The sequence below is a fragment of the Thermosynechococcus sp. NK55a genome, assembly GCF_000505665.1.
Classification (GTDB): domain Bacteria; phylum Cyanobacteriota; class Cyanobacteriia; order Thermosynechococcales; family Thermosynechococcaceae; genus Thermosynechococcus.
The window spans coordinates 123,919-142,758 of the sequence record NC_023033.1 but is presented as its reverse complement, the minus strand read 5'-3'; the positions used below and the strand labels follow the sequence as shown (position 1 = coordinate 142,758).

Genomic DNA, 18,840 nt, shown 5'->3' with positions numbered 1-18,840 from the left:
TCAGACGCAACCCGTGTATGGGCTACCGCTAAGAGGGGTCAGTGTTCCGCCAACCTCCTGGCGATCGCGCCATCACCGAAAACGCCCCATCGCAATCAACCGCAATGAGTGATTCCCACCCATCCTAGACAGGTGCTGATCACGTTTTAAGCATTTCAGCTAGAATCACCCCCCTTCTGCTAAGATGGATTTGCATATCGGTATTCCGATCGATTTATGGTAGATTAACGGTAGAATGGTGAGTTGGCGGCGTTTTAGGATTGGGTTAAGCTTATTCTTACTAGCGGTAGGCCTCAGTGGTCTCACTGCTGCCTGTCAATTTCAAGCCACCTTACCGGATGGTCGTCCTGCCCAGGTCAACTTGACCTTGGTGTCCTTTTCGTTGACTAGGAAAGCCCACGAGGCAATTATTCCCCTATTTGCCGCTCAGTGGAAACGGGAACATCAACAAGCGGTCCGCTTTCGCACCAGCTATGGTGCCTCTGGGAGTCAAGCCCGAGCAGTCATTGATGGCCTAGAGGCCGATATTGTGCATTTATCCCTTGGCTTAGATGTGGATCGCATTGCCCAGGCAGGTTTAATCCGCCCCGATTGGGCGCGTCAGGCCCCCCACAACAGTACTGTCACCACCTCTGTCTGTACCCTGATCACCCGTGAGGGTAACCCGAAAAACTTACAGACCTGGCAGGATTTAACCCGTGAGGGCGTGACCTTTGTGACGGCCAATCCCAAAATCTCTGGAGCCGCCCGCTGGAACTTCCTTGCCCTGTGGGGATCAGTAACGCAGACGGGGGGAACCCCTCAGGAAGCCAAAGCCTTTGTTACTGAGGTCTTTCGCCACGTAGCGGCTCTCCCCCGCGATGGCCGTGAGGCCACCGATGCCTTTTTGACGCAGGGACAGGGGGATGCTCTGATCAACTATGAAAGTGAAGTAATTTTGGCCCGCAAGCAGGGGAAGCGCCTCTCCTATCACATTCCTAAGGTAAATATCCTCATTGAAAACCCAGTTGCGATTGTGGACAAATACGCCGATCAGCACGGTACTCGTGAGGTTGCCCAAGCCTACCTTCAGTTTCTTTACACACCTCAGGCTCAAGAAGTTTTTGCTCAATATGGCTTTCGGCCAGTGGATGGGACAGTTCTGGCTGCCCATGCCCAAGAATTTCCACGGGTACCCACTCTGTTTACCGTTAGGGATCTCGGGGGATGGGAGAGGGTGCAGGCTCAATTTTTTGCCCAGGGTGCCCTGTTTGATCAAATTCAGCGGGAGAATCAAGCCTGATGAGTGCTACCCCCCCCATTTCTCAGAAACGGCGCTGGCGGTTCCCTTGGGTTTGGAAAATCACTGTCTTTTACTTGCTGGTGATGCTGGTTGTGCCCGTAGCTGCCCTCTTTAGTCGCGCCAGCAGTGCCGGGCCATTGCATTTTTGGCAGGTAGCGACGCGGCCGATCGCCCTATCGGCCTATGAGGTAACCTTTGTAACTGCCCTAGTGACAGCTCTGATCAATGGCCTCTTTGGGACCCTGATTGCTTGGGTGCTGGTGCGCTACTCCTTTCCGGGGAAGCGCTTTTTTGATGCCGTGGTGGATCTGCCCTTTGCTCTGCCAACGGCGGTGGCAGGTTTGACCTTGGCAACGGTCTACAGTGAAAACGGCTGGATTGGCAGTTTACTGGCCCCCTGGGGAGTGAAAATTGCCTTTACCCGCTGGGGAGTTGCGGTGGCCATGCTCTTTATTTCCCTGCCCTTTGTCATTCGCACGGTTCAGCCTGTCCTCACGGAAATGGAAAAGGATGTAGAGGAGGCTGCATGGTCCCTGGGTGCCACCCATGGGCAGACCTTTTGGCGAGTCATTTTGCCGCCTTTGATGCCCGCGATTCTCACAGGCGTTGCCCTGGGTTTCTCACGGGCCGTAGGAGAATTTGGCTCAATTGTTATTATTTCCTCCAACACCTCGTTCCGGGACTTGACTGCCTCGGTGCTCATCTTTCAGAGCTTAGAGCAGTACGACTATGAGGCGGCAACCATTATTGGTACGGTGATGCTCTTGGTCTCCTTAGGGATTTTATTTCTGATTAATCTGCTGCAGGCATGGGGGCGGCGCTATGCGGAGCCTTAAACCCTCTCCCACCCAAGAAAAGCCGTGGCTGCATCTCCTTTTAATTGTCATTGCCATCGGCTACTTAGCCCTTGTGCTGCTGATTCCAGCGGCCAATGTTCTTTTCCAAGCGTTTTACAGGGGAGTCATGCCCTTTCTGGAAAATTTGCTGGAGCCCGATTTTCTCCATGCCCTGTGGCTGACGTTTGCCCTTGCCTTGGTGGTGGTGCCCTTAAACACAGTCTTTGGCCTTTGTGCCGCTTGGGCGATCGCCCGCCATCGTTTTCCCGGCCGCACCCTCTTGCTCAGCATTATTGACTTACCTTTTTCCATCTCCCCCGTTGTTGCTGGACTGATGCTGGTACTGGTCTATGGCCGCAATGGCTGGTTCGGGAGCTGGCTGCAAGCGCTGGATATGCGCGTTATTTTCTCCTTTCCGGGGATGGTGCTGGCAACCGCCTTTGTTAGTTTGCCCTTTGTGGCGCGAGAAGTCATTCCTGTGCTGGAAGAAATCGGCACCGAGCAGGAGGAGGCCGCAAAAACCCTTGGAGCCAATGAGTGGCAAACTTTTTGGCGAGTTACTTTACCCAATATCCGCTGGGGGCTGCTCTACGGTGTCTTGTTAACCAATGCCCGCGCCATGGGGGAATTTGGTGCCGTGATGGTGGTCTCTGGCAATGTGGCTGGCCTCACCCAAACCCTGCCCCTCTTTGTGGAGGACGCCTATAAAAATTACAACACCGAGTCTGCTTACGCGGCAGCGGTCATCCTTGGCCTGCTGGCCTTAGTGACACTGGTGGTGAAGGAAATTTTAGAGCGCAAGACAGGCATCAAGCCCAATGCCTAGGACATGCCCAAGACCCGTAAAACAGAGGGCACTGCTTCAATGTCTGCCATTTGCGCAATCTCGGCCATCGCCTGGCGAAACTCGCCCTCGCGCACGTGGTGGGTGACAATCACAATTTCTGCTAGCTCGTTATGGCTGCCAATTTGAACTAAGGATTCCAGGCTGACATGATGCTGACCAAAGCAGGTGCCCAGTTTTCCCAGCACCCCCGGATGATCTTGGGCATGGACACGAGCATAGAAGCGACTATCCACCTCTGCCATCGGTAGCAGCGGCATAAACTGATTGTGCTGGCAGGTGAGCAAAGGATGGCTGGCACGTCCTTGGGGGAGAAGAGCAGCAATGTTAATTAAATCTGCCACGACGGCACTGGCGGTTGCCCCTGCACCGGCACCGGGACCATAGAACATCACCTGTCCTAAGGGCTCTGCCTCTAGGAGAATGGCATTATAGACGCCATTGACACCCGCAAGGGGATGATCGAGGGGCACGAGGGTGGGATGAACGCGCACTTCGAGGGGCTGACCGCTTAGTTGGCGGGCGATCGCCAGCAGTTTAATGCAAAACCCCAGTTTTTCAGCGTAGGCAATATCCACCGCTGTGATCCCACCAATGCCCTCGGCATACACTTCCTCGCGGCGAATTCGTCCTCCAAAGGCAAGGCTGGCCAGAATGGCAATTTTATCCGCTGCATCCCAACCTTCAATGTCGGCACTGGGATCAGCTTCAGCATAGCCTAGGCGCTGGGCATCGGCAAGGATGGGGGCAAGATCCCCCTGCTCCTGCTGCATGCGGGTCAAAATGTAGTTGGTGGTGCCATTGAGAATGCCGCTAACACTGTGGATACGATTGGCCCCTAGGCTCTGTCGCAGGGCTTGAATGACGGGAATGCCACCGGCTACGGCAGCTTCGAGCATCACATAGACCCCTTGGGCATTGGCAGCATCAAAAATTTCGGCACCATGACGGGCAATGACGGCCTTGTTGGCGGTAACAATGTGCTTGCCATGGGCAATGGCCTTGAGGATCAGCGATCGCGCCGGTTCAATACCGCCGAGGACTTCCACCACAATGTCAATGGCTGGGTTGGTGACAATGCTTTCCAAATCCGTTGTCAAAAGTTGCTGATCAAGGGCAACGGCACGGGGCTTATGGGGATCCCGTACCCCCACTTGGGCGATCGCCAGTTCCTTGAGCAGGGGATGGCGCCCCGCTGGATCTACCAAAATTTGCGCCACAGCGCCACCGACCGTGCCTAACCCTAGTAAACCAATGTGATACATCAGACCCGTCCTATTGCTCTGTTCCTATTATCAGTTGCCCTCGTCCTAGTCACACACATGGCGAACGTAGGGCTCCTCCTCAGGCAAAAAGGATTCAAAACTGGCCACTTGGGCAGCAATCAGATCAGGGGTGGCCTCGGCAATATCCCCTTGGCGATCGCTCAAGCGACGGCGCAGTTCCTCCGGGGGGGCACTACAGAAATGAATCTCTAGGGGGACACGCAGTTTCTTGGCTAAGGCAATCACCGGTTGGCGCAGCGCCACGCGATCGTACTTCGCATCCAAAATCACCGTTTGTCCCTGACGCAGCAACAATTCCGCATAGGCCAAGAGCTGATCATAGGTTTTTTGGGTCATGGCATCGGAATAGAGATCCACCTCAGGGAAATCCGTACTGCGGCGATCTAGGGGTAAGCCCGCCAAGTGTTTGCGCACCGCATCGGAGCGAATTTGTATTGCCTGCTCCCCTTGAGCAAGACCTCGTCCCCGCGTACTTTTGCCTGCTCCCGACAGACCAGACATGACATAGAGCTTGGCTTGGCGGGGTTGGGTGTAGCGATAGGCAGCCCCATAGTAGGCCGCAGCAGTGGCTTGCAGCTGTGCCTTTTCGGCTTCGCCAATGGCGGGATCATTGAGGGCTAAGGCATTGACATTGCCCCGAATATAGGCTCTCACACACAGGTACAGGGGCAAGAGCACCGCCCCCTCATAGTCACCACTCCATTCCAAGTAAGTGTTGAGGAAAAGATTGGCCAAGTCGCCGCGCCCGCGAAACTCCAAATCCATCAGCAAAAAGGCGGCGTCATAGATGCCGTCAATATTGCGAAATTCTTCGTTGAACTCAATACAGTCAAAAATTTGGACCCTGCCCCTGTATAGACAGATATTATTCAGGTGCAGATCGCCGTGGCACTCCCGAATTTTGCCCCCTGCCTGCCGCCGCACAAACCACTCTTGATGACGGCTCAAAAAGTCATCGGTAAAGGCATGAATTGCCGCGTACTGCTCTGGGGATTGACACCGACCGACAAACTGGGCAGCCAAGGCATGGCAGTTGTCAATCACTTGGGCGATCGCCCGCGGCGAACCAAATTTAGCAATGTGGGGACTCGTAGCAGCGCTGCGGTGGAAGCGGGCTAGTTCTTTGCCAAGGGATTCAATCAGGTGAGGGGTGACTTGGTTAGCCGCAAAGAGGTGAGAAAACAGTTGCGACTGATCAAATTGGCGCATTTGCACAGCATAGTCAATGACCTCAGCCCCCACGGGTAAGTCTTGGGGATCCGCCACACAATAGCGATCGCCCACCGCCACAATGGGCACCACCCCCAAGTAGAGATCGGGCGCCAAGCGGCGATTAAGCCGCAACTCCTCCTGACAGTAAAACAGCCGCTTTTCTAGAGTTGTAAAGTTCAAAAAACCAAAGTCCGCCGGCTTTTTCACCTTATAGGCATAGTCCCCCGTCAGAAACACATAGGAAATATGCGTTTGCAGCAATTGAATCGGACTGGTGACCGCATGAGGGTAAGCAGCAGGGGTTAATAGGGCTTCAACAAAGGCAGGCAAAGACATGTGTACTATGGGTGAACGACCCCCGACTCTCCTGTTCACTGAATAAACACACCTCAGATGGAGAGCGGACTTCACGTTTCATCGACATCTTTATACAGAGGCCTCAGCCTGCTGCCACTGCAGGACCCAGGGCGCAGACATACTGAGACCCATCAGGGAAACTCTCCAGAGATTCCACATCTGTTTCATCAATCATACCCTATACAGCTCTGACCTCGACACTGAATTTATGTTTGAGTGAACAGAATCCGCAATGGGGGGCTTCCTGCTGATAAAGCTCAATTGACGTTTTCTCTGTTCCTTTAGAGGATGGGGATACAACCCTCTTGAATATGGCCATGGTGCGTCGCCCTGTAACATTACCCCAACTCCAAGAAAAAAAGCGCTGGGAGAACCCATTACCATGCTCACGGCTTGGGATTATCTGTGGGCCCGCCTGTTGGATGCGGCGGGGGTGGATGTGATCCTTGTGGGGGATTCCCTGGGGATGGTTGCCCTTGGATATCAAACCACGTTGCCTGTGACCCTTGACCAGATGATTCACCATGCCCAAGCAGTGCGCCGAGGCGTTACCCATAGTTTCCTGGTGTGTGATCTGCCCTTTTTGAGCTACCAAGAAAGCCCTGAACAGGCTCTGAGATCGGCGGGGCGCCTAATCAAAGAGGCAGAAGTGCAAGCTGTGAAAATGGAAGGTGCCTCCCCTGTGGTGCAGGCAGCAACGCGGTGCTTAGTGGAGGCTGGAATTCCAGTGCTGGGTCATGTGGGTCTATTGCCCCAACGGGTACATCAGTTGGGGGGATGGCGACAACAGGGGAATACTCCCCAAGGCGCAGAAGCGATTCTAGCGGGTGCCCTTGCCCTTGCTGAAGCCGGTGCCTTTGCGGTGATTTTGGAGCATATTCCTGCGGCTTTGGCGCAGCAGATTACCGCCCAGTTGAAGATTCCCACAATTGGAATTGGCGCCGGCCCCCACTGTGATGGTCAAGTACTGGTGACTGCAGATGTTTTGGGCTTGAGTTTCCAGGTGCCCCCCTTTGCTAAGGTGTATGCCGACTTGGGAACACAGGCGATCGCCGCCATTGAAAATTACTGCCAAGCCGTCAAATCGCGGCAATTTCCCTGACTTAGATCGACTCAGATCGGCCAATGGGCACGGGGATTAAAGGTACGGAGCGATCGCAATTTTTCGTAGAGTTCTTTTTCTTGGGCACTCAGGGATTTGGGGGGCACAATTTGCACCTTGGCCAGGAGATCGCCAGCAATGCCGCCACTACTGCGCCAGCCTTTGCCCCGTAACCGGAGCGATTGCCCCGATCGCGTTCCCGCAGGCACATTCAAAACCACATTCCCCGAGGGTGTTGGCACCGTCACTTGCGCACCCAAAGCAGCTTCATCGGGAGTGATAGGCAAATCAATCACCAGTTGATCATCCTCAAAGCGGAAGAGGGGATGGGGCGCCACCTGTACCGTGAGATATAAATCTCCCCGCTGTTGACTGTAGGGGTTATATTGACCTTTGCCCCGCAGCCGCAACTTCGTCCCCGGCTTAATGCCAGCGGGAATCGTCACGGTTACCTGTTCATTACCAATGGCGAATGATTTTTGGCAGCCCTGAAAGGCCTCTTGAAAGCTAATTTGGATCTCTGCTTCTGCATCGGCACTGCCAAATCCTGAGGTATCAAACCCAACCGTGCTCCAAGTGCGGGTACGCCCTGTGCCTGTGGCAAATCGCCCCAGCAATTCATTGATAAAGTCTTCAAAGTTGGCAAACTGACTAAAATCAGCGCCAAAATCGCCCACATTGACATTAAAGCCACCCGCCTCCGCTGCACTGGCCTGTTGCCAATACTGACCAAATTGATCGTATTTGCGTCGTTTTTGCGGATCTGAAAGAACTTCGTGGGCTTCGTTAATTTCCTTAAAACGAGCTTCTGCCTCTTTATCCCCCGGATTCAAGTCCGGGTGATATTTGCGAGCAAGGCGGCGAAAGGCCTGCCGAATTTCAGCCTCCGTGGCATTTTTGCTGACCCCGAGGATTTGGTAGTAATCTTTGAAGTCGGTACGCGCCATAGGAACATTCGCCTCTACGTAGTCAAAAGATGGAGATTGAGTGTCAGGGCTGACAGCAAATTAGGGCAAAAAGCTCAGTGCTATTATAGTTGAATCCCTTTATACTGTCTTGGCATGGCGACGTTTCTTCGTCCAGAACTGAGCAACTTTCGCGCCTACTCCACCCCCACGAGCGACTCCCTACCGCTAGAACTGGACTACCTCGATACCAATGAGTTTCCCTGGGATTTGCCCACTGCCCTTAAGGAGGCGTTAGCTCAGCAGTACGTCAGCACCCTAGGCAGTCATCGCTATCCCGATAGTCACCACTGGCCGCTGCGGCAGGCGATCGCCCGCTACGTCAGTGAACACAGCCCAACTGAAATTTCCCCACACCAAATTGCGGTTGGCAACGGCTCCGATGAGCTGATTCGCTCCATACTGCTGGCTACGGCGATTGGGGGCTACGGTTCTATCCTAGTGGCAGAACCAACATTTTCCATATACGGGATCCTCGCCCAAACCCTAGGGATTCCCGTCCATCGAGCAACCCGCGATCCTGACACGTTTGCAGTGCAAATTGCCGCCGCCAATACCCTCATTGCCCAAGCAGCGCCACCGGTGCGCGTTCTCTTTATGCTGCAACCCAACTCGCCGACGGGAAACCCCCTAACTGCAGCTGAGGTGGACTGGCTACGGCAGCTTCCTGAGGATATTTTAGTGGTGATTGATGAGGCCTATTTTGAATTTTCCGGCAAGACACTGGTGGGGGACTTGGCAGCCCATCCTAACTGGTTGATCCTGCGGACGTTTTCCAAGGCCTTTCGACTGGCGGCGCATCGGGTCGGCTATGCCATTGGCAATGCAGAGGTGATTGCGGTTTTAGAAAAGGTTCGTCTGCCCTATAACCTGCCTACATTTTCTCAAGTGGCGGCGCAAGTTGCCCTTGACCATCGTCAGGCGCTGCTAGCAGAAATTCCCACGGTGCTAGCGGAGCGAGATCAGCTCTATGCACGGCTTCAGTCATGCCCCCAACTGCAGGTGTGGCCAAGTGTGGCCAATTTCCTCTTTTTCCGCTTGCGCGAACCCCAACACACCCCGCCCCTGTGGGATGCCTTGAGGAGTCAGGGCACCCTTGTGCGGGCGATCGCCGGCGGCATCCGGGTAACCATTGGCACCCCTGCGGAAATGGAGCGCTTTTGGCAACGGCTGCAAGCCTATTTGAACCAACACGATCAATCCGACAACGAATCTGACAACTAATCCGACAACCGGCCATTGGGGAGGACTGTGCCCCGCAGGGTTGCCGTGGCCAAGGAAGTATGGGTGAGTTTAGCACCTCGCAGATTAGCTCGACTAAGATTCGCCTGGCGCAGTTGCACATCCGTGAGTTCAGCATTGATCAGCTGAACCTCAATCAGCTTGGCATCAGTCAAATCTACATTGATGAGTGTGGCATTGCTTAAATCCGAACCACTGAGATTTGCCCCTGCTAAATTCACGTCTTCTAGGGTGATGCCACGCAAATCAAGCCGCCGAAAGTCACGCCGCCCCTTGGCATAGTCCGCCAGCATTTGATCGGCTCTATTTTGATTAATAATGGCCGGGGCGTAGCGACTGAGAAAACCATGTTTATCAAAGGAGTCTGAAGATCGCCCCGAAGAAGCAGACATCACTAAAGTTAGGATCAAGATTCCAATGATTTTACTATAGCTTAAGCCCAGGGCAGCAAGCGTTTTTGAGACTTGTGGCCAAAGAATCTGAAGAAAGTGGCATACTGCTATAGATAAGGAACCAATAGGGAGATAACGCTGTGGGACTATTTGATCGCGTCAGCCGTGTGGTTCGCAGTTGGCTCAATGCGCTGGTGGGTGCTGCTGAAGATCCCGAAAAAATTCTCGAGCAGACCATGATCGAAATGCAGGACAATCTGGTAACACTGCGGCAAGCCGTTGCCCAAGCGATCGCCTCCCAAAAGCGGTTAGAGCAACAGTTCAACCAAAACCAACAGCAGGCGGCTGAGTGGGAACGCCGTGCCAAAATTGCCCTGCAACATGGGGATGAGCAACTGGCGCTAGAGGCCTTGAGTCGCAAAAAAACAGCACTCAATGCAGCCATGGCCCTCAAAGGGCAACTGGAGCAGTCTGTGACCCAAGTAGAAGCTCTCAAAAAACAAATGCAACAGCTTGAAAGCAAGATTGCTGAAGCGAGAACCCGCAAAGAAATGCTAGTGGCACGGGCACGGGCAGCCAAGGCCTCAGAGCAACTGCAACAAACCTTTAGCAGTATGAACATCAACGCCCCAATGGCCGCCTTTGAGCGCATGGAAGAGCGGGTTCAGGAACTGGAGGCTCGCTCCCAAGCGGTGGCTGAACTCAATAGCGATACCCTCGAAGCCAAGTTTGCTGCCCTAGAAGGGGGCAGTGTGGAGGAGGACTTAGCGCGGCTGAAGGCGGAGTTAGCCAATCCGCAACTGTCCCCCAGTAGCACCCCTGCCTACGATCCAGAATTGGAAGCCCTGCGGCGACAACTGGAGAAAAACTAGCGATTTTCCATGGATTTGCTGCGATCGCTCCCCCTAGGGCTATACCTTGAACAACCCATCACTTGGCTGCACCGCCTTGATCCACGGGTGAAGTTGGCATGGTTGATGACGTTTCTGTTGGCCCCTATTTTAGCGGATGTCTTTTGGCGGTTGGGGCTAGTGGTCAGCTTAATTCTCCTGACGCTCGTAGGGGGAATTCCGGCACGGGTATGGCGGCGGCAACTGCTGTGGCTCCTCCTGGTGGGTAGTTTAATTCTGGTGATCACAGCTTTGATGCCCGATGGGATGGCTGTAACCTATCAACCCCGCCGTCCCTTGGCAGCGACAGTTCCGGCCACGAGTTACCGCTATATCCTGTGGCAATTTCACGCCCAAGTGGGTCAGTTTCCCATTCAGCTGCAAGTCTCCCAGCGATCGCTGGATTTAGGCATCCGCCTGAGTACCCTCCTGTTTACACTCCTGTACAGTACGCATTTGTTTTTGCTCACCACCGCTCCTGAGGAAGTGACCGCTGGCTTAGAAAATCTCATGCAGCCCCTGAAACGCTTTAAGCTGCCGGTGGCCGAAATTGCCCTGACCTTGACGCTTTCACTGCGGTTTATTCCCTTGGTCTTGGAAGAAGTGCAAAACCTGAGCCGCTCGGTGCGGACTCGTGCCATCAATTGGCGACTTGTGGGCATTAAAGGCAGTATCAAGCTGTGGCTCACCTTAGCGGTACGGCTGTTGGAAAATTTACTCCTGCGGGCAGAACAGGTGGCCTGTGCGATGCAAGTGCGGGGCTTTCAAGAACCGGAAACCTACGATAACCCGTGGCACCATCTGCGATTGCAGCGGCGCGATTGGTTAGCCTTGGGGGGTCTGGGGCTATTTTGGTTAATTCGCTTGGGTTGGTTGGGGGTTGAGCACTCGTGATGCGCCCCTGTGAGCCGTGGCTTTGGCGCTGTCTGCCCCTGCGTGGGCGCACGGGTCGCGCTATTTTTCAGCAGTTGTTTTTGAGGGAGCCAATTGCTGTCCTACTGGAAAGTCCAGCCCAAGCCCCCACACCCCAAGCTCGCTATTCCATTTGTGCGGGGTCACCACGGCGCGATCGCCAGTGGGTTTTATCCCTCGGTGAGGTGCTGCCAACATTACAAACATTTCCCCAAGCAACCGCTGTGCCCGAAGAAGTCAGCCATCTGCCCTTTGCAGGAGGGTGGTTGGGATGGCTGGGGTACGAATTGGCATGGGAAATTGAAGCGCTACCCCCGCCCAAGCCCGATCCGCTCCCTTTTCCAGTGGCCTTTTGGTATGAGCCTCAAGCCTTTGCTGTCTTGGATCATCAGGCGGATCGCCTGTATCTGGCGGCTTCGAGTGCGAGTCAACTGGCGGCGCTGCAACAAACTCTTGAAGATCCCCCCCTTGAGCAGTTCCTCTTATTACCGGATCGCCCCGGCAGCATTGAACTCGCGGCGGGCTGGCAGTCCGAGACCTACCAAGCAGCCGTTGAGCAAATTCTCCGCCATATCCGCGCTGGCGATATTTTTCAGGCCAATCTGTCGGCGCGCTTTTGCCATGATGGCCGCGTTGATCCGTGGCAACAATACCTGCGGCTACAGCAGATTAACCCCTCTCCCTTTGCCAGCTTTTGGCAAACCCCTTGGGGCTACATTGTCAGTTGCTCACCGGAACGCTTGGTGCAGGTTCAGGGAGATTGGGTGCAAACACGACCCATTGCCGGTACCCGTCCCCGCGGCCAAACCCCTGCGGCCGATCGCGCCCACGCCGAGGAACTCCGCAGCAATACCAAGGAACAGGCAGAACACATTATGCTTGTGGATTTAGAGCGCAACGACTTGGGGCGAATCTGCCAATGGGGCAGTGTGGTGGTGGATGAACTCCTCAGTTTGGAGTACTACAGCCATGTGATGCACCTCGTGAGCAATGTGCGCGGCAAGTTACAGCCGAGGAGATCCCCCGTGGATGTGATCCGTGCCCTCTTTCCCGGTGGCACCATTACCGGCTGTCCCAAGGTGCGCTGCATGGAGATTTTGGCAGCTCTTGAACCCTTTCCCCGCAATTTGTTCTACGGTTCCTGTGGCTACTGGGATCAGCGAGGGCATCTGGACTTGAATATCCTCATCCGTACCCTCTTGGTGGGGCGCGATCGCCAGAAAACCTGGGGACAAGTAGGTGCCGGTATTGTGGCCGACAGCGATCCAGAACGGGAATGGCAAGAATCCCTGAGCAAAGCCCAAGCCCTGCTCCTTGCCCTCGGAACACCAACGCCCATTGCCACCCGTTCCTAAACTTCCGCCATCAGGGCGTGCCACTCAATGACCACAGCGGCAGGAACAGCAATCTCAATCCCCTGCTCCTCTAGGGGTGGACGCAGAACCAAGGGCTCACTCCTCGGCAGTTGCGAGGCAAGGGGCAACAGATCAAACTGTCCTACATTGGCAACGGTGTCTGCCTTGGGAAAGTCATCCGCAGCTGTGAGGGTTTGACCGCTGGACGTGATCAACACCAAGGGATCGGGATGGCGAAAATGGTACTGCTCTGGAAACCCCACCAAGCGCAACTGCAACTGGTCGGGACGCGAAAAGAGAATCACCTGCCACGTAAAGCCATGATTATCGCGCAACGAATGCCGCGACTGCACCACCACTTGGTTGGGAGCCTCTTCAATGGTGCGAATCATGGCATCGCTACTGGGGGACACCGCCAGCCACAGGGGAATGACTAACAGAATCAAAAGTAAACAACGTTCCCAACGGGCCATGGGAGGACCTCCTTAGGGTGAGGTTTGGAGTGCCTGCTGAATTTGCGGAATCGTTACAGCGTAAATGCCCCGCAGATCGCCAACACGGAAGCCATAGGCGCGATCGCTGGGATATTTTTCCTGAATAAAGGCAGGACGGCGATTTTTAGCGCCATGGCAGGCAAGGCAACTGGCTTGGACATCAATGCGACGGAAGTAGTGCACCCCTTCGTTATCAGTTTGCCAAAAGGCTTGCAGTTGGCGGTTGTTATCAAACTGATTGAAGGCTTGCACTTCCAGGGCTGTGCGCGGGGCATGGTTGGGGTTGCGATACTTGAGGGCCACTTGACGCACTTGCCAGCCATTGGCAGCAGCAATTTCCTTGGCTTGCTTGCCCACGGGGGCACAGACGGCCTTAAAGGTGTCAAGGGTCGGTTCGCCAGTACCCCCTTCTAGGGTAGAGGCAAGGCCAATGCGCATTTGATCCAACTGTTCAATGGCTGTGACCACTTTCCCCAGCTCATCAGGATTCACACTGGCCAAGGTGGGCGGGGAAGCCTGGATCCATAGGGACGCCATCAACAGAGCCATGAGAAAGATGCGCACCATAGAAGTTACTCCTTTATTAAATTTTGTCAATGTTTGTCTGTCAAACTTTTATGATGGGTTGCTGCTCTGGAAACACCGTGGGTTGCAGGGGACGCACAAGGGAAAGGCCAAAGAATAGCCGCAGTCCCCACTGTTCAAACCAAGGGACACTCAGTCCCCACCACATTTTCAGCAGGAAGTAGCGTTCAAAGGCGGCCTTGACCCAACTGACCCACAATCCTTGAATGGCGTAGGCCAAGCGGCGGTTCCCCCCAGGGGGTTCCGGAATGACCGGAGCGGCAATATAGGCAATACCGGTATTGCCAAAGTCAGCAAAACATAGGGCATCCAGTGTCGGGACCACAGGGTCAGCCGCTAATTCCCCAAGGGCAACGGCAATGTTGTGGCTCGCAGCGATCGCCATCTCCTCCGTCATTTGACCGGTTTTGGGCACTCCCATAGGCACAGGGGTCACTTCTAAAGGTGGAAAGTGAACACTGATGCCCACCCCATAGATTTCAGGAAAGTTGGGATGCTGTAGGGTGGGCAGCAAGGGCAAAAACCCCTTCTCATTGCCAAGGCCAGAGGCGCGCACAAAGGCCACTCCGCGAAAAGGTGGCAAAATCATACTGTAGCCAAAGGGGATCACCTGTCCATCCCGCAGCAGGATTCGATGCGGCTCGATAGCAGTTATCTCAGCGTTGGTAATTGTTTCAATGCCCCGTTTCTCTATCAGGTTGCGGGTGAGTTGATCGCCATTGGCCAACCCACCAATTCCCAAGTGGCCAACGTAGGGTTCAGGGGTAATGAAGGTGATCTTGACCTGATCGCGCAATCCATGACGCCGCAGGGCCTGCTCTGCCAAAAAGAGAAATTCATAGGCAGGCCCAAAGCAACTGGCGCCGGGAGCGGCACCCACAACTAAGTCCCCTGGCTCTTTGAGGAATTCTTGCCATGCTCTCTGGGCAGCTACTGCGTGGGCGGGAGTACACACGGAATGGCTGTAAATACCGAGCCCGGGAATCGTATCAAGTGCCAGTTCTGCCCCTGTGGCAATCACCAAATAGTCGTAGTCAAGGGTTTGTTCAGGCAAGTAAATTTTCTTTTCCTCAGGGGCAAGCCGCTGAACTTTCCCTTGCACCCATCTCAGCCGATGGCGCCGGCTGACCCTCTCTAGGGGCACTTGCAGGTGTTCGAGGGAATTGTATCCGAGGGCAACCGCCACTAATCCTGGGATAAACGTAAAGCGATCCACATCAGAGACCAAGATCACTTCATGGCGATCGCCGAAACGATGTTTCAATTCGTAGGCTGTGGGCAATCCACCAATGCCCGCCCCAAGGACAACCACCCGTGCCATGACTGTATCCTCTACAAATTTATTTAATTAACTATATGGTAGTATAAGAAGATACAATTGGCCACAGCCATCTGTGCTGAGAAAAACCCCAGAGTTGCACTGTTCATCTTGTGGCCTTGTTGCGGCAGCCATTGGGACTATACTGGAAAGAACATGAGCTGTTGGAAGCCCACAGATGAATAGTTGCGTCCTCTTTGCGGAAGTGATCCAAGCCCCAGAACTGCGCTACACCCAAGAAAATCAAATGGCAGTGGCGACGATGGTGGTGCAGTTTGCCAGCCTTCGCAGTGAAGAACCACCCATGAGTTTGCGAACAGTTGCTTGGGGGAATTTGGGACAAAAAATGCACGCAGAATGCAAGGTAGGCGATCGCCTGATTTTAGAAGGTCGGCTAAAAATGGACACCATTGACCGCCCCGAGGGCTTCAAAGAAAAACGCGCCGAGTTAGTGGTGAGCCGTTTCTACACAGTTGAGGGCAACATTGTGGACCACCCTGCACAGCCCGCCGCCACCGTACCCGTGACACCCAGGGTGGCCTCCCCACCCCCTGAACCTGAAGCCGGGGATATCAACTTGGACGAGGTGCCCTTCTAAGTTTCCAGCCGCAGGGTTACCACTTCCCATGGCTCCAGGGTCATTCGGTCTCCACGGTCTGTGGACCTCTCCAGGAGGGTTTGGCCGCCTTTGATCTGCCATGGGATGAGGGTTGAGTGCAGTTCCAAGGTGCCCCCTTCCCCAGTGACCTCTGCCACTCGCAATTGCCAGCCCTCTCCATCTTCAGCCTCCTTGAGAGCAAGGCATTGAATGCTAGCCTCCGACCAATGGAGCAGATGGGCGTGGGCGGGTAAGGTTCCTGGAGAGTGACCAAACAGCTTCGCTGCACCGTGGCAGATCGCGCTCCTGAGGGGATGATGAAACTGAGCCGCCCATTGGGAGACAGCCGCCGCCTGCCATGACCCCCTGTGGGGAAACACGCCATAGCTAAAGCGGTGCTGACCGCGATCGCTCGTCGGATCAGGCCATGTGGGGGATCGCAAGAGGGTCAAGCGCAGTTGATTGGCTTGGGCATCAAGCCCGTGCTTGCAGTTGCTGAAAAGACTCACCCCATACTCTGGCGTACTCAAATCCACCCAGGTGAGAAAGGGCACCTCCCATTTGGTTTGTTCATGGGGACTGAGGTGCGGATTCGGGAGTGTCGGGCGCACCGTAACGCCGCCGGGAGTTTCACAGGTGATCTGCTCAGCACTGATTGCCAAGGGAAAAGCTGCCTTGAGGAGAATATGTTCCTCCTGCCAGTCAATTACCGTATCAATGCGCAGCCAGGGGGTTTGATACTGCAACACATATTCCTGCTGAATCCCTGAGGACTGAAAGCGCCACCTTACCCGTAGGCGTTGCTCCAGTTGATGCCACGTCACCCATTCAATTGACTCTAAGATCGCGCCCGCCAGGCGGTGCTGCCCATAGTTGGGATCAATGTTCCAGGCATCCCAGTACTGCCCCTGATCACGGAAAAATTGCAGTTGATTGCCGCGCTCGCCCAAACAGGGACGATGATTCAACTTGTCGTAGAGGTTGGTGATTTCCCCCGTTGTCGGATCAATCTCAACGTGAAGATAGCTATTTTCCAAGACATAGCCCAAGGGCGGGGTGGGTAAGGGGTCAGGGCGCGATCGCGGGCAGAGCCACAGGAGTGTGTAGCCAATTCCCGGCACCTCAGGGGTACGAAAGGTCAGACACCCCTGGGGAGTATTCAACTGGGCTGGTAAATCGTAGTTACCCCGTGGACAATACACCCGCCAAGAGGGGATCTCCGGCGGTAGCTGCGCCAAATCAATGTGGACAACCCCGGCGCGATCGCCCACCCCACTATTGAAAATAACCACAGGAATTGCCCCTGCCACGGGGGGGGTGCCGTAGTCTATCGACGCACACAGAGCGGTTTGGGCCGCAGCCAGTAATGTTTCTGTGGTTTTCAGAAGCTGCTGCCATGTCGGATTGACCTCAGCATAGACCTCAGGAATTGAGGAGCCAGGCAGAATGTCGTGGAACTGGTTAAAGAGCAGTTGTTGCCAACAGGTTTTGAGTTCTTCCCTGGGGTAGGAAAAAGCAGTCGTAATTGCGGCGAGGGCACACCAGCGCTCTGCCTCTTGCAGTTGCCGTTGGGCGCGATCGTGGGCAGCCTTTTGATCACCATGACTGGTGTAGCAACCGCGATGGAATTCTAAATACAGTTCCCCCTGCCACTGAGTGGTCGGCGGTGTTTCTTGGCTCAACTGTTCCAAATACTGCCGCAGGGTTGTCCATTGCCACTGCGGCCCAAGGCCGTCAAGGCGTTGCCAGCGTCGCACCCGTTCCAACATTTCCGCCGTTGGTCCACCGCCATGATCCCCAACACCGGGGAGCCAGAGGCTGCGCCGCGATCCCGTTTGTTGCCACCACTGTTGGGCGTAGGTCGCCATTTTCACTGGATCAATCCCCTCGCCAATGGGCGCTGACATCAGGGCATTGATCTCAGCCCCCGCCACATCCCGCCAGACAAACCAACCGTGGGGAAAGCGGGTGGTGTCATTCCAGCGCAATTTTTGGGTGACAAAGTAGCGAATCCCCCCTTGGGCCAAGAAACTGGGCAAGCGTTCCGGAAAGCCAAAGGTATCGGGCAACCAAGCAATGGGGCTAATGTCACCAAAGACCTGCTGCACGTACTGCTGCCCATAGAGAATTTGACGGGCAATGGACTCGGCATTAATGAGATTGAGCTCCGGTTCCACCCAAAGACCCGCTGCCACATCCCACCAACCGGCGGCAACGGCTGCCTGAATTTGCCCAAAGAGTTCCGGGGCATGGGTTTGTAAATGGGCATACAAAGCTGGGGTGGAGTGGGTAAAGGTCAGCTCAGGGTAGCGTTTCTTGAGCCCCAAGACGGATTGAAAAGTGGACTGTGCCACTTGCCATGTTTCTGCGATTGGCCAGAGCCACGCCAAGTCTAAATGGGCATGGCCACACAGATGGATAGTGAACTCCCGTAAAGGGGTGGCGATCGCCAGCATTCTGTCATGAATCTCCGCCAGCAACGGATCTAAAACGGGGCGCTGCCCTTGACTTTCTAGAATTTCCTTCAGCAGCAGTTCAAGGGGTTCTAAGTTGAGGGTGTCACCAAAAATCTCCAAAATGTTCAACTCAGCGGCAACAAAGTCGGGGTCAACTCCCGTGGACGATTCAAACCGCAGGCAGGATCTCACCAAAGCACCGTCATCGTGGCTGGGACTGATGAGATGCAACACCACATCCCAGGCTTGGCCAGGGGTTACGGCTTCCCCTAGGCAAAGACTCACCGAATGATCGAATAAATCCCCCCGATGCATCGCCTGGCCATTGACATACACCGTGGCCTGATCTGCCCACCACGTGAGATCAAGGCGTAGAGTTAAGCCCGCCACGCTATAGCCTTGAACCATCGCCGGTACACTGATCCGCTGCCCCAACCACAGGGAGTGCCGACCCTTGGGCCACGCCAGATGACCTTTAACATTCACGGCATAGGGAGTCGTCCCTGCATCTTTGAGGGAGGGGGAGGTGAGGGGAAACCACTGGGAATGAATCTCGATGACTGCCAGTGAATGTAAATAGTTACGAGATTCTTTGATTAATTTTGTCAAGGCCATAAAAATTCGTTAATTTGCTGGCGATCGGCCTAGGCCAATTGCTATGCTGGAGGTGTGAGGAGCCGTCGTCATTCATTTAACCAAACTGTCAATAAAAAA

At 54.7% G+C, this 18,840-nt stretch carries 17 protein-coding genes; 9 read left to right on the top strand and 8 right to left on the bottom strand.

The window, feature by feature from the left end; translation table 11 throughout:
• Positions 1-235: 235 nt before the first annotated feature.
• Genes NK55_RS00680 through cysW form a run of 3 tightly spaced genes read left to right on the top strand, consistent with a single transcriptional unit; the run spans position 236 to position 2,944 of the window.
• Positions 236-1,282, top strand: a complete 1,047-nt coding sequence (locus tag NK55_RS00680) for a sulfate ABC transporter substrate-binding protein (protein WP_024123943.1) — start codon at positions 236-238, stop codon at positions 1,280-1,282.
• Complete coding sequence (gene cysT, locus NK55_RS00675) at positions 1,282-2,118, top strand: sulfate ABC transporter permease subunit CysT (protein WP_024123942.1); 837 nt, start codon at positions 1,282-1,284, stop codon at positions 2,116-2,118. The genes NK55_RS00680 and cysT overlap by 1 nt, the downstream gene beginning before the upstream one ends.
• Positions 2,105-2,944, top strand: a complete 840-nt coding sequence (gene cysW / locus NK55_RS00670; RefSeq protein ID WP_024123941.1) for a sulfate ABC transporter permease subunit CysW — start codon at positions 2,105-2,107, stop codon at positions 2,942-2,944. The genes cysT and cysW overlap by 14 nt, the downstream gene beginning before the upstream one ends.
• On the opposite strand, the gene NK55_RS00665 is transcribed toward cysW, so the two are convergent.
• Both NK55_RS00665 and NK55_RS00660 read right to left on the bottom strand, forming a co-directional pair.
• Positions 2,941-4,227: a homoserine dehydrogenase gene (locus tag NK55_RS00665; protein ID WP_024123940.1), complete on the bottom strand. Its 1,287-nt coding sequence runs from the start codon at positions 4,225-4,227 to the stop codon at positions 2,941-2,943. The genes cysW and NK55_RS00665 overlap by 4 nt on opposite strands.
• Before the next feature lie 45 nt (positions 4,228-4,272).
• The gene (locus tag NK55_RS00660; protein ID WP_024123939.1) at positions 4,273-5,796 is read right to left on the bottom strand and encodes a bifunctional aminoglycoside phosphotransferase/ATP-binding protein; all 1,524 of its coding nucleotides are present in this window, start codon (positions 5,794-5,796) and stop codon (positions 4,273-4,275) included.
• 403 nt (positions 5,797-6,199) lie between these two features.
• Between NK55_RS00660 and panB the strand changes: the two genes are divergently transcribed.
• The gene (gene panB, locus NK55_RS00655) at positions 6,200-6,919 is read left to right on the top strand and encodes a 3-methyl-2-oxobutanoate hydroxymethyltransferase (RefSeq protein WP_024123938.1); all 720 of its coding nucleotides are present in this window, start codon (positions 6,200-6,202) and stop codon (positions 6,917-6,919) included.
• An 11-nt stretch (positions 6,920-6,930) separates the two neighbouring features.
• Here the strand turns inward: panB and NK55_RS00650 are convergent, their stop codons facing one another.
• Positions 6,931-7,866 carry a DnaJ C-terminal domain-containing protein gene (locus tag NK55_RS00650; protein WP_024123937.1) on the bottom strand — a complete coding sequence of 312 codons (936 nt, stop codon included), beginning with the start codon at positions 7,864-7,866 and terminating at the stop codon, positions 6,931-6,933.
• A 114-nt stretch (positions 7,867-7,980) separates the two neighbouring features.
• Between NK55_RS00650 and NK55_RS00645 the strand changes: the two genes are divergently transcribed.
• On the top strand, positions 7,981-9,108 hold the full coding sequence (locus NK55_RS00645) for a histidinol-phosphate transaminase (protein ID WP_024123936.1): 1,128 nt from the start codon (positions 7,981-7,983) through the stop codon (positions 9,106-9,108).
• Here the strand turns inward: NK55_RS00645 and NK55_RS00640 are convergent.
• Complete coding sequence (locus NK55_RS00640) at positions 9,105-9,518, bottom strand: pentapeptide repeat-containing protein (RefSeq protein ID WP_071823286.1); 414 nt, start codon at positions 9,516-9,518, stop codon at positions 9,105-9,107. The genes NK55_RS00645 and NK55_RS00640 overlap by 4 nt on opposite strands.
• A gap of 140 nt (positions 9,519-9,658) precedes the next feature.
• Between NK55_RS00640 and NK55_RS00635 the strand changes: the two genes are divergently transcribed.
• From NK55_RS00635 to NK55_RS00625, 3 genes are read left to right on the top strand one after another with little or no spacing between them, the layout of a single operon-like run.
• Positions 9,659-10,390, top strand: coding sequence for a PspA/IM30 family protein (locus NK55_RS00635; protein WP_024123934.1), 732 nt, complete (start codon positions 9,659-9,661; stop codon positions 10,388-10,390).
• Between the two features lie 9 nt (positions 10,391-10,399).
• Complete coding sequence (locus NK55_RS00630; protein WP_024123933.1) at positions 10,400-11,302, top strand: energy-coupling factor transporter transmembrane protein EcfT; 903 nt, start codon at positions 10,400-10,402, stop codon at positions 11,300-11,302.
• Positions 11,302-12,675, top strand: coding sequence for an anthranilate synthase component I (locus NK55_RS00625; RefSeq protein WP_024123932.1), 1,374 nt, complete (start codon positions 11,302-11,304; stop codon positions 12,673-12,675). Before NK55_RS00630 ends, NK55_RS00625 begins: the two co-directional genes overlap by 1 nt.
• Here NK55_RS00625 and NK55_RS00620 read toward each other — a convergent pair.
• The 3 genes from NK55_RS00620 to NK55_RS00610 are packed head-to-tail and all read right to left on the bottom strand — an operon-like array spanning position 12,672 to position 15,075.
• On the bottom strand, positions 12,672-13,148 hold the full coding sequence (locus NK55_RS00620; protein ID WP_024123931.1) for a DUF3122 domain-containing protein: 477 nt from the start codon (positions 13,146-13,148) through the stop codon (positions 12,672-12,674). The two genes, NK55_RS00625 and NK55_RS00620, sit on opposite strands and share 4 nt — an antisense overlap.
• 12 nt (positions 13,149-13,160) lie before the next feature.
• Positions 13,161-13,736, bottom strand: coding sequence for a DUF3365 domain-containing protein (locus tag NK55_RS00615; RefSeq protein ID WP_024123930.1), 576 nt, complete (start codon positions 13,734-13,736; stop codon positions 13,161-13,163).
• Positions 13,737-13,776: 40 nt separating this feature from the next.
• The gene (locus NK55_RS00610) at positions 13,777-15,075 is read right to left on the bottom strand and encodes an NAD(P)/FAD-dependent oxidoreductase (protein WP_024123929.1); all 1,299 of its coding nucleotides are present in this window, start codon (positions 15,073-15,075) and stop codon (positions 13,777-13,779) included.
• A gap of 175 nt (positions 15,076-15,250) precedes the next feature.
• Here NK55_RS00610 and NK55_RS00605 point away from each other — a divergent pair, with 175 nt between their 5' ends.
• Complete coding sequence (locus tag NK55_RS00605; protein ID WP_024123928.1) at positions 15,251-15,670, top strand: single-stranded DNA-binding protein; 420 nt, start codon at positions 15,251-15,253, stop codon at positions 15,668-15,670.
• On the opposite strand, the gene NK55_RS00600 is transcribed toward NK55_RS00605, so the two are convergent.
• On the bottom strand, positions 15,667-18,741 hold the full coding sequence (locus NK55_RS00600) for a glycoside hydrolase family 38 C-terminal domain-containing protein (RefSeq protein WP_024123927.1): 3,075 nt from the start codon (positions 18,739-18,741) through the stop codon (positions 15,667-15,669). The two genes, NK55_RS00605 and NK55_RS00600, sit on opposite strands and share 4 nt — an antisense overlap.
• Positions 18,742-18,840 lie beyond the last annotated feature (99 nt).

Bases quoted from the DNA above. Each gene is read 5' to 3' on its own strand.
- NK55_RS00680 (WP_024123943.1), top strand. From the start codon at position 236: ATGGTGAGTTGGCGGCGTTTTAGGATTGGGTTAAGCTTATTCTTACTA.
- cysT (WP_024123942.1), top strand. From the start codon at position 1,282: ATGAGTGCTACCCCCCCCATTTCTCAGAAACGGCGCTGGCGGTTCCCT.
- cysW (WP_024123941.1), top strand. From the start codon at position 2,105: ATGCGGAGCCTTAAACCCTCTCCCACCCAAGAAAAGCCGTGGCTGCAT.
- NK55_RS00665 (WP_024123940.1), bottom strand. From the start codon at position 4,227: ATGTATCACATTGGTTTACTAGGGTTAGGCACGGTCGGTGGCGCTGTG.
- NK55_RS00660 (WP_024123939.1), bottom strand. From the start codon at position 5,796: ATGTCTTTGCCTGCCTTTGTTGAAGCCCTATTAACCCCTGCTGCTTAC.
- panB (WP_024123938.1), top strand. From the start codon at position 6,200: ATGCTCACGGCTTGGGATTATCTGTGGGCCCGCCTGTTGGATGCGGCG.
- NK55_RS00650 (WP_024123937.1), bottom strand. From the start codon at position 7,866: ATGGCGCGTACCGACTTCAAAGATTACTACCAAATCCTCGGGGTCAGC.
- NK55_RS00645 (WP_024123936.1), top strand. From the start codon at position 7,981: ATGGCGACGTTTCTTCGTCCAGAACTGAGCAACTTTCGCGCCTACTCC.
- NK55_RS00640 (WP_071823286.1), bottom strand. From the start codon at position 9,518: ATGTCTGCTTCTTCGGGGCGATCTTCAGACTCCTTTGATAAACATGGT.
- NK55_RS00630 (WP_024123933.1), top strand. From the start codon at position 10,400: ATGGATTTGCTGCGATCGCTCCCCCTAGGGCTATACCTTGAACAACCC.
- NK55_RS00625 (WP_024123932.1), top strand. From the start codon at position 11,302: ATGCGCCCCTGTGAGCCGTGGCTTTGGCGCTGTCTGCCCCTGCGTGGG.
- NK55_RS00620 (WP_024123931.1), bottom strand. From the start codon at position 13,148: ATGGCCCGTTGGGAACGTTGTTTACTTTTGATTCTGTTAGTCATTCCC.
- NK55_RS00615 (WP_024123930.1), bottom strand. From the start codon at position 13,736: ATGGTGCGCATCTTTCTCATGGCTCTGTTGATGGCGTCCCTATGGATC.
- NK55_RS00610 (WP_024123929.1), bottom strand. From the start codon at position 15,075: ATGGCACGGGTGGTTGTCCTTGGGGCGGGCATTGGTGGATTGCCCACA.
- NK55_RS00605 (WP_024123928.1), top strand. From the start codon at position 15,251: ATGAATAGTTGCGTCCTCTTTGCGGAAGTGATCCAAGCCCCAGAACTG.
- NK55_RS00600 (WP_024123927.1), bottom strand. From the start codon at position 18,741: ATGGCCTTGACAAAATTAATCAAAGAATCTCGTAACTATTTACATTCA.